A 15,272-nucleotide genomic window follows, 5' to 3' on the forward strand; every position below is an offset into this window, starting at 1 on the left:
TTACCGTTACCTATGTTACCAATAAACATTTCAAAAATCAATAAAAGTCCGAACGTTTTTCAAGGGGTGCTCGAAAAACATTCGGACTTTTAAGCCGGTGGTATATAATTATCGTCAAAATCACGTGTATCCTGGTCAAAAAAGCTGCTGTAGGATTTATTGAAGATTAATTTAACCGTCCCTGTCGGACCGTTACGGTGCTTCGCTAAAATAATCTCAATTTCATCCTGCACGCTCTGTGCGCCTTCTTCTTCCTCTTCGCCGTCGCCGCGGTTGTAATAGTCATCGCGGTACAGGAATGCCACGATATCGGCATCCTGCTCAATTGAGCCCGACTCACGCAGGTCACTCATCATCGGACGTTTGTCCTGACGGGATTCAACACTACGGGACAGCTGGCTCAGTGCGATTACCGGACACTGCATTTCACGTGCGAGCCCTTTCAGCATACGGGAAATTTCCGAAACTTCCTGCTGACGGTTTTCACCCTGACGGCTGCCCGAGCCCTGAATCAGCTGCAGGTAGTCAATGATAACCATATCTAGCCCGTGTTCCTGCTTTAAGCGCAGACATTTCGCACGGATTTCGTTCACGCGGATACCTGCCGAGTCATCGATAAAAATCTTCGAGTTGGCAAGAGTTCCGATTGCTGTTGTAAAGTTATCCCAGTCCTGGTGGTCGAGCGAGCCCTGACGGAGCTTCGTTGCATCGATCATACCCTGACTGGAAATCATTCTGCTGACGAGCTGGTCGGCACCCATCTCAAGTGAGAAAACCGCTACAGTGTAGCCGTCCGGTGACGTGCCGACATGCCCGGCAATATTTAATGCAAATGCCGTCTTACCCATGGAAGGGCGGGCGGCTAATATAATTAAGTCGTTTCGTCCGAAGCCCGATGTCATATAATCGAGATCGCGGAAGCCGGTCGGAATGCCGGTAATACCCGTATCATTTCCGGCCAGTGCCTCAATTTGTTCGTAAACTTCGTGCACGACTTCTTTCATCGATTTAAAACCGTCGCTGCGGCGTCCTTCGGACACGCCCATAATACGCGCTTCAGCTTCAGCAAGCAGCTCGTTAATGTCCACTTCGTTCTGGAAGCCGTCGCTCGCAATTTCATCAGCCACACCGATGAGTTTGCGGCGTAGCGACTGACGGGCGATAATGTCCGCGTAAAACTGCCAGTTGCGGCTCGTCGGTGTAACGTTCGACAGCTCCGCCAGATAGCGCGGGTTCACCGTATTGTTGAGTTCGTCCATACTGCGGAGCCTGTCGGTAATCGTTACGACATCCAGTTCCGCGTTTTCTTCCGACAGGAGCATCATCGCACGGAAAATCTGCTGATGTTCCGGACGATAAAAATCTTCAGGCGTAATAATTTCAGTGACACTTAAAAAAATGGAGGAATCGATAAAGATTGCCCCAAGTACCGATTGTTCTGCATCATTATCATGCGGCATTTGGCGATTCATTTCCATTATCGATTCCTCCTTCTATTAATATTACTGTTCAACAACGTGTACTTTTAACTCAGCTTCTACTTCGTTGTGCAGCTTGATGGATACTTTGTGGTAACCGAGACTCTTAAATGTGTCCGGCATATCCATTTTGCGCTTATCGAGTTTAAGACCGTGCTGTTTCTGATACGCTTCGATAACCTGTTTCGAACTTACAGAACCGAACAGACGGCCGTCTTCGCCGGCTTTCGTTTTAATTTCCACTTCTTTGCCTTCAAGTTCAGCTTTTAAATCTTTCGCTGCCTGAAGATCGTCTGCTTCCTGCTGGCGCACTTCTTCTTTCTGTGCGTCAAGTTTTTTAAGGTTTACTGCATTCGCTTCCTCAGCAAGACCTTTTTTGAACAGGAAGTTTTGTGCATAACCTGATGCCACTTCTTTAACTTCGCCTTTTTTACCTTTATTCTTAACGTCTTTTAAAAAGATTACTTTCATTCTTCCACACTCCTATTATTGATAAAAGTATCGATTGCTTCTTTCAATTCGGTATATGCCTCATCGATGGACTTGCCTTCCATGCGTGTCGCGGCATTTGTTAAATGCCCGCCGCCGTTCAGCTGTTCCATTATAATCTGCACGTTGACTTTTCCGAGTGAACGCGCCGAGATGCCGATTGTCTCATCTTCTCTTAACGCCATCACGAACGATGCCTGCACCCCTTCAATCTGCAGCAGCTGATCCGCTGCCTGTGCCACTGTAACAGGGTGGTATGTCATCGTTTCATCGGCTCTGACAATTGCGATGCCTTCATCGCTGATTTCCGCAGATTTAATTAAGTCACTGCGCGCGATAAATGTATCGATGTCGTCTTTTAAGAATGTCTGTGCTAGCACCGGATCGGCACCGTTTGAACGCAGATAACTTGCCGCATCAAACGTACGCGATCCCGTGCGAAGCGTATAGTTTCGGGTATCCACGATTATACCGGTCAGCATAATCGTCGATTCAATACGCGATAACTTGTTTTGTCTGTTCTGATACTCAAGCAGTTCGGCTACCAGCTCACTTGCACTTGAAGCATACGGCTCCATATAGACGAGGAGGGGATTTGAGATCATTTCATCGGCACGTCTGTGGTGATCGATGACCACTTTACGCGTTGCCTTATTCAGAATATCCTCATCCAGTACCATTGACGGACGGTGTGTATCCACGATAACTACCGTCGTCTTCGGCGTCATTTTATCCCATGCTTCTTCACTGCTGATAAACGTCTCGTAAAGCTCTTCGCGCGACTCGACTTCTTTCATCAGGCGCGACAGCGTATCGTCGATATCTTCATCATTCAGAATGATATGCGCTTCAATGCCGTTCGAGCTCGCAATCTTCGCAACACCGATTGAAGAACCAATCGAGTCAACATCCGGGTTTTTATGCCCCATAATAATTACGTTGTCACCCTCGAGGAGAATGTCGCGGAGGGCGTGCGCCATTACGCGTGCTTTAACACGTGTACGTTTTTCCATCGGGTCGGTTTTACCCCCGTAGAAACGCGCACTGCCGTTAATCGTCTTAATAGCCACCTGGTCACCGCCGCGTCCGAGCGCAAGGTCGAGACTTGACTGGGCAAGTTCACCGACTTCGATAAAGTCTGCCGATCCTTCACCGATACCCATACTTAACGTAATCTGGGCACCGTGCTCTGCAGAGTTTTCACGCACCTGATCGAGCAGGACAAACTTCGTCTTTTCAATTACAGCAAGACTTTTCGCCGACATGACCATCATAAAGCGGTCGTTTGAAAAGCGGCGCAGGTAAATATTGTGTTCCAGCGCCCAGTCGTTGATCGTGTTCGTCAGGCTGTTGTTTAAATCACTTTTCAGCGCTTCTGTCATATTCTGAGTCATGTCATCGTAGTTATCGAGGAACAGAATACCGATAACCGGGTCTTTGTCCTCAAGACGTTTTTCAAGCGTCTTCTCGGTTGTCGTATCGACGAGAAGAAGGGCGTTGTTTTCCTCGTAAAAATGAATCGTATAGTTTTTGTCGTTGTACGACGTATCGATCGACTGAATATTATTCGCCTTAAGTGTCGTCATAATATTCGGGAATACGCGGTTAATCGGTTCATGGTGGAATTCTTCCGGAATTTCTTCCGTCATAAATTTGTTCAGCCATGATATCTCTTCGTCGTCATTCAGAAGAATCACGCCGAGAGGCAGATCATCAATCACATACTGCCTCGCACCGGCCATGTCTTTCGACAGTTCAATAATCCTGTTTTCACTCAATACAAGCCAGCGGTACAGGTAAATGTATACCAGTGCCAGAATGACAATGCTCACAATAATGCTGACAATGCCAAAGACAGTGTGATTAAGTACGATAGCAATGCTAAGTATAGAAATATGGAATGCCAGTACAATAAACGGTATGAGCATCAATTTTTTATCTAAAACTTTAAACATCGCTATTTCCTCCTCAATGCCATAATTAGTCGAATTCTAAAGATCATTTCGAACAGTCCGATAAGGACGGTAATGGGCCTGAATAATACAAGCGGTATTAAAATGATGACTGCCAGCACTTTGTTCAGCTTCTTCGTCAGCATGAAGTAATATGCGAACGCAAGACCGTGAATAAACAGTGCCCACTCGAGTACGAGCGATACATTGCTGAACAGTGACACTGTGCTTTCTTCCCAGCTTCCGCTGAACAGCATGACTATAAATATTATTAAATATAAATATAACAGCATTCTCGGCATAATCCACTTATCAAAGCTGCGGTAATGCCACATTTTTCCGCCGTCCTGCGGCAGAATTCTGACCATCAGAATAATATAGAGTGCCAGGAAGAAACTCCCGATTATTAAAAAGGCGGGCAGGTTTCTGAAATACAGGTCGAGCGACTGAAGGATTATATCGGCATCCATGACGCCGGTCGTAAGGCCGCTGACCGTTTCAAGCTGCTCCTTATACCAGCTTCTGAAAGTCGAATATATGTCGGATAAAGGTCTTAAAAATCCAAGCATCTGCATTACTACAACTGTTGCCATCGTACTTAAGCCGATGCCGAACGTCGTGTAAAACAGTGTAATTTCCTGAGACATTTTCTTATCAAGCGTTGTCCCGAGGATGCTCGTAATGATGTATAAAATTATAAAACTGCCCGAAGCGAGCGGTGATAAAAACAGCATCGCCGGAATTAAAAAACTAAAGAATAATACTCTGTAGTTCAGTTTCGACTGCTGTCTGATTTTCAGCAGTAAATATACTGCGAAAGGCATCACGACAGTACCGAATATCAGGGTGATTTCCGTGAGCATAATATAGGCTACAACAGCGAGCAGTGTAAGCGTAAGTGTACCCGTTGATATTTTCTTGTTCAATGTTACACTCCTCATTTAGTACTTTTAAAAATGAATGCCCCTATTGATAGTGAATAGGAGCATCCGGTAATTATATTATAACCTTTCGAGCTTAGTCTGACCACCCATATATGGCTGAAGAACTTCAGGTACAGTCACTGTGCCGTCTTCGTTCTGGTAGTTTTCAAGCAGTGCCGCCATCGTTCTTCCGACAGCAAGTCCGCTGCCGTTTAACGTGTGAAGCAATTCAGGTTTTGAGTCTTTGTCGCGCTTAAATTTAATGTTTCCGCGGCGTGCCTGGAAATCTGTCATATTTGATACTGAACTGATTTCCTTATAGTCGTTGTAGCTTGGCAGCCATACTTCAACATCGTAGGTTTTAGATGAACCGAATCCGATATCGCCTGTGCAGAGAAGCACTGTACGGTGCGGAATCTCGAGCAGGTTTAAAATGTTTTCAGCGTGTGCCGTCATTTCTTCAAGCGCCGCCCAGGAATCTTCCGGGCGCTCGATGCGGACCATTTCAACTTTGTTGAACTGGTGCAGACGGATCAGACCGCGTGTATCTCTTCCTGCAGAACCTGCTTCACTTCTGAAACAGGCTGTCTGTGCGGTGAATTTCACCGGCACCTGGTCAGCTGCCAGCGTTTCGTCTTTATGGAAGTTCGTCAGCGTTACTTCCGATGTCGGAATTGTATACATTTCCTCGTCTTCAATCTTAAACAGGTCCTCACCGAATTTTGGCAGCTGGCCCGTTGCGTACATCGCTTCAGAACGGACAATCTGCGGTGTCATCATTTCGCGGTAGCCGTTCTTGTTGTGCACATCAAGCATGAAGTTCATCAGTGCGCGCTCCAGGCGGGCACCGTCTCCCGTATGATACACAAAGCGCGCACCCGATACTTTGGCAGCACGGTCGAAGTCTGCAAGCTGCAGGTCTTCTAAAATGTCCCAGTGTGCCTTCGGTTCATAGTTGAATTCACGCGGTTCACCTGTGCGGCGGATTTCCACGTTTTCAGTATCGTCTTTACCTTCAGGCACATCGTCGTGAATTAAGTTTGGAATGCGGCTCATTTTATCGTGATAGTCATTTTGAATCGTATTGAGTCTCTCATCGATTTCTTTAATGCGTTCACCGACGTCGCGCATTTCTTTAATTACGTCTTCAGCGTCTTCTTTATTTTTCTTTTTCACAGCGATTTCCTGCGATACTTTGTTGCGGCGGCTCTTAAGTTCTTCAGTCTCAACAATAAGTGCACGTCTTTCTTTATCGAGTTCTAAAATATCATCGATTAACACAGGTTCCAGTCCACGTTTTGATACTTTCTCTTTTACCATTTCAGTGTCTTTGCGCAGTACTTTAATATCTAACATGTGCATACCTCCAAAAATTTTATATTCAATGCTTAAATCAGGGAAAAATAAAAACCACGTCCCCGTGAAAGGGACGTGGTCTACGCGTTGCCACCCTAATTAGCATCATTTACTGATACTATCTCTAACATTTTAACGGTTTTCACCGGCTACTTTATTTAACGAAAGACAGAAATTCACATATCACGTGATCATTTTCACCAGCCATGACCTCTCTGACAGCGCGGATACGCTACTGCTTCTTTCAAAGTAGTAAATATTAACTTGGTGCTATTTTATAACGCAGCTGTTAAAAACGCAAGTTTATAAGTTTAATCCCGGACGTTCAAAAATCAGTTTGCCGTCGGCAATAACTTTGTATGCATGGTTTACGCCGTAGTGGTAAGGAATGTACTCGTGGTTCGGTGCATCCCAGACAACGATATTTGCCGCATCGCCCGCATCAAGCGTCCCGCGGTCAGCGTCGATAGCATGCGCTGCGTTTACTGTTACCGCGTTCCATATTTCATTCGGTGTCATTTTAAGTTTCAATGCTGCGATTGCCATAATCATCTGCAGATTGTCAGTTACACAGCTCCCCGGATTGTAGTCTGTCGCCAGCGATACTGCGCCGCCCTGATCAATCATACCGCGTGCATCCGCGAATTCATTTTTACCGAGGTAGAATGTCGTCCCCGGAAGCAGCACTGCCACTGTGTCTGAGTCCGCAAGCTGCTTTTTGCCTTCTTCACTCGCTGCAACCAGGTGGTCGGCACTGATCGCGTCCTGCTCAATCGCAAGCTCCAGTCCGCCGAGCGGATCGATTTCATCGGCATGAATTTTCACGCGGAAGCCTTTGTCACGTGCCGCTTCCATATACTTTCTTGACTGCTCAACAGAGAATACACCTGTTTCCGTAAAGATATCCGCAAAGTCCGCATACTCTTTCGCTTCGTCGAGCAGGTCAGTCATTTCCTGCAGGAACTCTTCAGAATCCCGGCCTTTTGGAATAGCGTGCGGCCCGAGGTACGTGTGGCGCATCAGCACCGGGAATTTCTCTTCGAGTGCTCTCGATACTTTAAGCTGCTTTAATTCATTCTCGCGGTCGAGTCCGTAGCCGCTTTTGCTTTCAACAGTTAACACACCGTGCTGAATCATACGCGTCATGTTAACTGATGCTTTATTTAACAGTTCATCGAATGATGCTTTTTTCGTCTGTTCAACCGTATTTAAAATACCGCCGCCCTGTTCCAGTATCTTCAGATAGTCGACACCCTGGCGTTTAAGCGACATCTCATGTTCGCGTGACCCGCCGTGAACGATGTGCGTGTGCGGTTCAACGAGGGCAGGTGAAACGATCCTGCCTTCAGCATCGATCGTTTCTTTTGCTTCGTACTCATCCGTTTTCGCACCGGCATAAACGACTTTACCGTCTTTAATAACGACAATTGCATCGTCGACGATGTTCAGTTCGTCCATCTCTTTGCCTTTTAACGGTCCTTCGGTTTTCTTCGGTAAAATTAATGACTTTATATTTGTGATCATTACATCATTCATTATTCATTCTCCTTTAACATTGGTATATTAACACCGCGTTCTTTTGCAGTATTGATTGCGATATCATATCCTGCATCTGCGTGTCTTGCTACTCCCATACCCGGATCTGAAGTCAGTACACGTTCAAGTCTTTTCGCAGCACGGTCGGAGCCGTCTGCTACGACTACCATACCGGCATGCAGTGAGTACCCCATGCCGACACCGCCGCCGTGGTGTACGCTGATCCATGACCCGCCTGCAGCTGTGTTAACCAGCGCATTCAGAATTGCCCAGTCGCCGACTGCATCACTGCCGTCCTTCATGCTTTCTGTTTCACGGTTCGGACTTGCTACTGAACCTGAATCCAGGTGGTCGCGTCCGATTACAACCGGTGCAGAGATTTCCCCAGACTTAACAAGTTCGTTCAGTGCAAGACCCATCTTCGCGCGTTCGCCGTATCCAAGCCATGCGATACGTGAAGGCAGACCCTGAAATGCAATTTTTTCTTCCGCCATGTCAAGCCAGCGCATCAGCTTCTCGTTATCAGGGAAGAGTTCGCGCATCTTCTTGTCCGCTACTGCAATATCGTTCGGGTCACCGCTTAATGCTGCAAAACGGAATGGTCCTTTACCTTCACAGAATAACGGTCTGATGTACGCCGGTACGAAGCCCGGGAAGTCAAATGCATTTTCAACACCTGTATCGAATGCCACCTGACGGATGTTGTTACCGTAGTCGAATACAACCGCACCGTTTTTCTGGAACTGAAGCATCGCTTCAACATGTTTCGCCATCGATGCACTCGACAGTTTCACATATTCTTCCGGATCCGCTTCACGTAGTTTCTTCGCTTCTGAAAGAGAGTAGCCCTCAGGTACATAACCGTTTAACGGGTCATGCGCAGAAGTCTGATCCGTCACGACATCAATCTCAAAGCCGCGGTTTAAAATTTCATGGTGAACTTCAGCTGCGTTGCCGATCAGCCCGATTGATAACGGTTTGCCGTTGTCACGTGCTTCTTCTGCAATTTTTAATGCTTCATCAAGTGAATCTGTTTTAACATCCAGATAACGTGTTTCGATACGTTTGTCTATTCTTGTTTCATCGACGTCAATACACAGCGCAACCCCTTCGTTCATCGTTACCGCTAACGGCTGTGCACCGCCCATGCCTCCGAGACCGGCAGTCAGTGTAATCGTTCCGCGGAGTGTACCGTCGTAGTTCTGGTTCGCAAGCTCTGCGAATGTTTCATATGTCCCCTGAACAATACCCTGTGACCCGATGTAAATCCATGAACCGGCCGTCATCTGTCCGTACATCATGAGACCTTTTTTATCGAGTTCGTTAAAGTGTTCCCAGTTTGCCCATTTTGGCACAAGCACCGAGTTCGACAGCAGCACTCTAGGCGCATCTTCATGCGTTCTGAACACCGCGACAGGTTTCCCTGACTGTACAAGCATCGTCTCATCGGCTTCAAGATTTCTTAATGTATTTTCAATCGCTTCAAACGACTCCCAGTTACGCGCGGCTTTACCGATTCCTCCGTAGACAACTAAATCTTCCGGACGTTCGGCAACTTCGGGATCCAGGTTGTTGTATAACATGCGGAGTGCCGCTTCCTGTTCCCATCCTTTACATTCGATCTCCAAACCTGTTTTAGCAGTAATTTTTCTAGACATATTGTCATCCCCTTAAAATATTATTAATGCAAGCGGTATTACGATTAACAGTGACAGCACCGTGCGGATAAACCACACTGCCAGCAGTTTCCATACCTGCAGATTTAAACTCGTGCTCAAAACCGCGGGCACCAGCCCGGATAAAAAAACAATCGCAGATATCGAACAGACGCCGACGATAAACCTGGTGACAATGTCTGCTTCCGCAACGAGCAGGGAAGGCAGGAACATTTCAACGATGGATATCGTCACCGCTTCGGCAATCAGCGGTACGTTCTCAAGCGGGAACAGATAAAGCAGCGGGTAGTAAATATAGGACACCCACGTAATTACATCTGTGTACTCCGCAATAATCAGACCGAAGAGTCCGATGGACAGTACGGACGGTACGACTGAAGCGGTCATCTTCAACGCCTCCGTCAAGTTCATCCATATGTCCCGTGATAACGGCCGCGAACTGTGAGACTGCTGTTTCGCTTTATACCATGCGTATTCCAGTATGTTTCCTTCGTAATCTTCTTCGGTAATTTGGTTTTTATCGTTAAAATAACTTTCTTTTTCGTTTCGTACCGGCGGCAGATAAGCTGTAATCGCCGTGACGGCAAATGTGACGAGCATAACGGTGATAAAAAACAGCACCCAGTAATCCATTAAGTCCAGTGTGCGTGCGACAACGACCATAATCGTCACCGACACGGTGGAAAATCCGGTCGCAATAATCAGACCTTCTTTTTTGCTGTATAAACCCTGCTGATATGTTCTGTTTGTAATCAGGAGCCCCACCGAATAGCTGCCGACGAGCGATGCCATCGCGTCCATTGCGGAACGGCCCGGAGTCTTAAACAGCTTTCTCATCAAAGGCTCCAGCAGCACCCCGATAAACACGAGAAATCCATAGCCGAGAATGAGACCGAGCGCTGCGCCGCCGAGCGGAATTAACAGGCTCAGGTTAACAGCGAGCGAGTAGTATAAAAACGGCCCCATATTGTCATCGAGTACGAATGCCGGTCCTATGCCGGACACGACCATCAGTCCGATAAACACACCGAGCACTTTAAAACCAGTGAACAGCATATTGAATGCACTTTTGTTCCAGCTTTTGCTGATAAACGGAATCAGTGCACCGGCAATCACTACTGCCAATGTATAGTACTGAATGTTTTCTCCAAAAATCCTGTGAATCACAGTGACGATATGATCGAGCATTATCGATGTTGTGCCGGCTGCAGGAACCGGTACGAAAAAGAGAAACAGCCCGATTGCACTGTATACAAAGAAACGCCAGATCTTAAAGCCTTTTTCACGACGCATCTCATCTTGCGAGACCATGACATGACCCCTTTACTGAATTCCTTTTAAAACAGCAGCAGCGCAACAGGTGTAACGATAAGCAGTGTCAGTGCCACGCGGATAAACCATACAACGAGCAGTTTCCACAGCTTAATATTTAAATCTGTACTTAATATCGCAGGTACAAGTCCCGACAGGAAAATAATTGCCGATACACTTGTCACTCCGACGATAAATTTCGTCACGATGTCCGCCTCAACGACCAAGAGCGCCGGCAGGAACATCTCAACAACTGAAATCATTGCCGCTTCCGCAATCAGACCCGGATCTTCCAGCGGCCAGAAGAACAGGAACGGGTAGAACATGTACGACAGATAACCGATAATATCCGTATATTCTGCAATAACCAGACCGACAAAGCCGATTGACAGTATCGATGGAATAATCGATGTGGTCATCTTCATCGCATCTAAGAAGTTCACCGCAATATTCTTCAGAAGCGGTTCAAACTCAAACGATTCCTGTTTGGTTTTGCACCATGCATAGCTGAATCTGTTTCCTTCAAATCCTTCGTGCACAGTATTGTCCTTACCGCCGTAATACTTTTTCTTCTGAGTGCTGATCGGCGGTAAATGAACGGATATTGCTGTGACTAAAAATGTCACAATCAATGTAATCCAGAAATATAATAACCAGTGATCCATAAGCTCAAGCGTCCTTGCAACAACGACCATAAACGTGACTGAAACAGTCGAGAATCCGGTCGCCACAATCAGCGCTTCTTTTCTGCTGTACAGACCTTCTTTGTAAATCCGGTTTGTAATCAGCAGACCGACAGAATAGCTGCCGACAAATGAAGCCACTGCATCGATCGCAGTACGTCCCGGTGTTTTGAAGACCGGTCTCATTACCGGTTCCATTAAAATACCAAGTAATGTTAACAGCCCGTATCCTACGAGCAGCCCGAGTGCCGCTCCCCCAAGCGGAATCAGCAGGCTCAGGTTAATCGCCAGCGAGTTAAACAGAAACGGTCCGATATTTTCAGCCAGAACGAATCCGGGCCCGAAATTAAAGACGACCATTGCACCGATGGCAACCCCTAAAATTTTAAACAGTGTGAAGAATAAATCGAAAGTCGTTTTCCGCCACGTTCCGTTAATAAACGGCAGCACCGCACCGATAATAATAATCAGCAGCGTGTAGTATTTGATATTGTCTCCAAATACTTTCTGTATTGCCGTTACCAGATGGTCGAGCAGAATAGAACTCCCGCCGAACATCGTTACAGGTATGAAGAAGATTAAAATCCCGAGACCGCTGTAGAGGAAAAACTTCCACATTGCAGTGCCTTTTTGATTTTTAATCTGTTCCTTCGTTAAGTAATTTCCCTGCCTGTCCTTTTCCATACGTTCACCCCTTTGTTTTGTAAGCGCTTCCTACACGTATGGTTTAAGCTTATATAAAGTCTGAATATTTAACAAATACTTAAAAGTAATCATTCGATAGCTTTTAGCTATACGACTGTAAATGGTAAAATATAAGTATCATTCATATATAAAAGGAGTGCGGCACATGCAGATTAATCAGCTGATCCATTTTGCAACTATCGTGGACAAACAGTCGTTTACCATCGCAGCAAATGAATTACATATCGCCCAGCCGTCGTTAAGTGCATCGATTAAACGACTTGAAAACGAAATCGGCTTTACTTTAATCGACCGCTCATCGAGAACGTTTAAACTGACTGCCGAAGGCAGAAGCTTTTACGACGAAGCGAATAAGTTTGTTATGCATCACCGTCAGGTAACCGAAGCGGCAGAGCACTTAAAGACGAAAGGAATCAATCATATTTCCATCAGCTTAATCGAAAGCGTGAAATCATGGTTCCCGGACATCGTCAAAGCCTACCGCGAGACGAATAACGAAACGCGGATTAAAATCAATCACGCACTCAGCATTGCCGAAATCGAAAAGTCGTTTAACGACTACGATGTGAACCTGGCAATTACGAATCAATTCATCGAGAACGATAAAATTATTTCCATACCGCTCTATGATGAATCGCTCATCGTCGCATTCAAAAAAGACAATCCCTTCAGCGGACAAAAAGACGTTACACTGCACGACATCTCCGATATGCCGCTCATTATTTCGCATGACGGCTATCAGACACGCACTGAAATTGTCCGCGCCTTTAACCGCATCGGCCTGCAGGCCAATATCAGCTTTGAAATCGAACGTTTCGAACTGACATCGGAATTCATCAGACAGGGGCTCGGCATTGCGATTCTTCCCGAAAAATATGCACTGACGCTCAATCCGGATGATGTAGATATTAAAGGCATCTCTGATTTGCCGTTTTACCGCATCGTTTATATTTCAATCGATAAAACCCGCTTCCTCTCGCCGTTAACCGAGTCTTTTATCAATCTTGTGCTCGATTACTTCGGCAAAGGAAAAGTCGGGGACTACTTTAATTAGTTAACTTCTGTTAATGCCTGTGCAAGTTCGTTAATTTCAATGCTGAAATTACGGTCATGGTCGATGAAGTCTGCAATCAGGCGGAACTCATCAAACTTTTTGCGTGTAGCAGGCGAAAGCTTGTCACTGCCTTTAATTTCCGCGGCGGTCATCGCGATAAACAGCTCTGTCGAAACGACGTAGCGCGCGTTGTTAATAATGTCGCGGGCATGACGTGCACCTATCGTACCCATCGAGACGTGGTCCTCCTGGTTCGCAGATGAAGGAATTGAATCGACACTCGCCGGATGTGCGAGTGTTTTATTTTCCGAGACGAGACTTGCTGCCGCATACTGTAAAATCATCGCACCGGACTGGAGACCTTCTTCCGGGCTCAGGAATGCCGGCAGATCGCCGTTTAACGCAGGATTCACGAGACGCTCGATACGGCGTTCGGTAATGTTAGCCACTTCAGCCACACCAATTTTTAACAGGTCCATCGCGATCGCAATCGGCTGACCGTGGAAGTTTCCGCCCGAATACACTTCATCTTCGCTGAAAATCAGCGGATTATCGTTTGCTGCGTTCATTTCAATTTCCAGCTTTTCCTTCACGTACTTCAGCGTCTGCAGTGAAGCACCATGCACCTGCGGAATACATCTGATGGAATAGCCGTCCTGCACGCGGATTTCACCCTGACGTGTTGTCAGTTTGGAGCCTTCCAGATGCTCAAGCATTTTTTCTGCCACATAAATCTGCTCGGGATAACCGCGGGATTCGTGAATCTGACGATTGTATGCATCTGTAATACCGTTCAATGCCTGATGTGTCAGTGCTGCAATCCACAGACTGTCCTGCATGAGTTTATCTGCTTCAATATAGTTAACAACACCCTGTGCTGTCATCGGCTGTGTCCCGTTGATCAGCGCAAGTCCTTCTTTTGCCTGCAGTGTAATCGGCTCAATGCCCAGTGATTCCAGCACGTCGCGTGTATTTTTCCGTTCACCCCTAAAGAACACTTCGCCTTCACCGATCAGCGTCAGTGCCATATGAGACAGCGGTGCAAGGTCCCCCGAAGCACCGAGTGAACCCTGTTCCGGAACTACCGGAATAATGCGTTTGTTAATGTACAGCTTCAGCTGTTCCACAAGTTCTCTCGTCACACCCGAATGGCCTTTCAGCATCGTGTTTAAACGGAAGACCATCATGAGGAGTGCCACCGGCTCGTCGAACGGCTTGCCGACACCGCAAGTATGCGAACGGATAAGATTCGTCTGCAGGTCTTCAACTTTCTCTTTTGAAATCAGTACATCACAGAACAATCCGAATCCTGTCGTAATACCGTAAATCGTTCTGCCTTCGTTAATAATATTTTCCACAATTCTGCGGGAAGCATCGACGCGCTTATACGCATCTGTCGTTATTTCCACCGTACTTTCGGAATTTCCCAGGAAATCTCTCACCTGTTCAATCGTTAAATTATTACCGTCTAATTGTAAAACTGACATGGTATCCCTCCTAAATTTACGTACAAAAAAAGACACAAAAATCCCTTAGATTTTTATGTCCCTATCAGCTAATGTCTATGACAATTTTTATAAAGTTTTAAATATGATTAATACCGAGTCCCAAAGCCTCGTGCTCTTTCCCTCTGATCGGCGCACCGATTGTTCCGTAGAAGCAAACAGCCAGCCATTCGCCTTCATCACCGCTGTCGTATGGATTCCCTCTGACAATCGCAAATCTTAATCCGACAGTACGCATAATTTCGCCGACACTTAAGTCGCCGCGGGTTACACCCTGAAGTGCTTCCAGTATTGCGTGGTATAAAGAATGAGTTTCACGATAAATGTTTCCATCGATGAGTCCACCGCGTTTTGCAGCAGTTTCAACCGAAGAGATGACTTTGCTCAGATCCATCGATCCGACCTTTCCCGTCATCACTTTAAAAGACTTAAAGTGGGGAAGTAAATCGAGTGCTGTTTTTTCATCAGTCAGTGCAACGAGTGTGGTGAATTTACCAAATTCACGATGTGTACTTTGAGTCATAATATACCTGCCTAATCACTAATAACTGACTTCATTATAGCGCTTTCATAAAATTAACACAAGACGCGATGATTTTATTTT

Annotated in this window: 12 protein-coding genes and 1 other annotated feature; of the genes, 1 reads left to right on the top strand and 11 read right to left on the bottom strand. The window is 46.2% G+C overall.

The window, feature by feature from the left end; all coding sequences use genetic code 11:
* Window positions 1-89: 89 nt before the first annotated feature.
* The 9 genes from dnaB to RZ44_RS07880 form a co-directional block, all read right to left on the bottom strand.
* Window positions 90-1,478: a replicative DNA helicase gene (gene dnaB, locus RZ44_RS07840; RefSeq protein WP_141638999.1), complete on the bottom strand. Its 1,389-nt coding sequence runs from the start codon at window positions 1,476-1,478 to the stop codon at window positions 90-92.
* A gap of 24 nt (window positions 1,479-1,502) precedes the next feature.
* Complete coding sequence (gene rplI / locus RZ44_RS07845) at window positions 1,503-1,949, bottom strand: 50S ribosomal protein L9 (RefSeq protein WP_035810163.1); 447 nt, start codon at window positions 1,947-1,949, stop codon at window positions 1,503-1,505.
* A complete protein-coding gene (locus tag RZ44_RS07850) occupies window positions 1,946-3,922 on the bottom strand; it encodes a DHH family phosphoesterase (protein WP_035810165.1) in 1,977 nt (658 codons plus the stop codon). The genes rplI and RZ44_RS07850 overlap by 4 nt, the downstream gene beginning before the upstream one ends.
* Window positions 3,923-3,924: 2 nt before the next feature.
* On the bottom strand, window positions 3,925-4,845 hold the full coding sequence (locus RZ44_RS07855) for a DUF2232 domain-containing protein (protein ID WP_052108898.1): 921 nt from the start codon (window positions 4,843-4,845) through the stop codon (window positions 3,925-3,927).
* A 75-nt stretch (window positions 4,846-4,920) separates the two neighbouring features.
* A complete protein-coding gene (serS, locus tag RZ44_RS07860) occupies window positions 4,921-6,198 on the bottom strand; it encodes a serine--tRNA ligase (RefSeq protein WP_035810168.1) in 1,278 nt (425 codons plus the stop codon).
* 66 nt (window positions 6,199-6,264) lie between these two features.
* Window positions 6,265-6,455: a binding site (T-box leader), on the bottom strand.
* A 46-nt stretch (window positions 6,456-6,501) separates the two neighbouring features.
* Entirely contained in the window at window positions 6,502-7,734 is a 1,233-nt protein-coding gene (hutI, locus tag RZ44_RS07865) for an imidazolonepropionase (protein ID WP_035810170.1), read from the bottom strand.
* On the bottom strand, window positions 7,734-9,392 hold the full coding sequence (hutU, locus tag RZ44_RS07870) for a urocanate hydratase (protein ID WP_035810172.1): 1,659 nt from the start codon (window positions 9,390-9,392) through the stop codon (window positions 7,734-7,736). Before hutU ends, hutI begins: the two co-directional genes overlap by 1 nt.
* A gap of 12 nt (window positions 9,393-9,404) precedes the next feature.
* On the bottom strand, window positions 9,405-10,721 hold the full coding sequence (locus RZ44_RS07875) for a YjiH family protein (RefSeq protein WP_141639000.1): 1,317 nt from the start codon (window positions 10,719-10,721) through the stop codon (window positions 9,405-9,407).
* A gap of 26 nt (window positions 10,722-10,747) precedes the next feature.
* Window positions 10,748-12,088, bottom strand: coding sequence for a YjiH family protein (locus RZ44_RS07880; RefSeq protein ID WP_035810174.1), 1,341 nt, complete (start codon window positions 12,086-12,088; stop codon window positions 10,748-10,750).
* Window positions 12,089-12,254: 166 nt separating this feature from the next.
* Between RZ44_RS07880 and RZ44_RS07885 the strand changes: the two genes are divergently transcribed.
* Window positions 12,255-13,163: a LysR family transcriptional regulator gene (locus RZ44_RS07885; RefSeq protein WP_035810175.1), complete on the top strand. Its 909-nt coding sequence runs from the start codon at window positions 12,255-12,257 to the stop codon at window positions 13,161-13,163.
* Here the strand turns inward: RZ44_RS07885 and hutH are convergent.
* Both hutH and hutP read right to left on the bottom strand, forming a co-directional pair.
* A complete protein-coding gene (hutH, locus tag RZ44_RS07890) occupies window positions 13,160-14,650 on the bottom strand; it encodes a histidine ammonia-lyase (protein ID WP_035810178.1) in 1,491 nt (496 codons plus the stop codon). The genes RZ44_RS07885 and hutH overlap by 4 nt on opposite strands.
* 97 nt (window positions 14,651-14,747) lie before the next feature.
* Window positions 14,748-15,191, bottom strand: coding sequence for a hut operon transcriptional regulator HutP (hutP, locus tag RZ44_RS07895; RefSeq protein WP_269448284.1), 444 nt, complete (start codon window positions 15,189-15,191; stop codon window positions 14,748-14,750).
* Window positions 15,192-15,272 lie beyond the last annotated feature (81 nt).

Source organism: Jeotgalicoccus saudimassiliensis (assembly GCF_000756715.1).
Lineage (GTDB): Bacteria > Bacillota > Bacilli > Staphylococcales > Salinicoccaceae > Jeotgalicoccus > Jeotgalicoccus saudimassiliensis.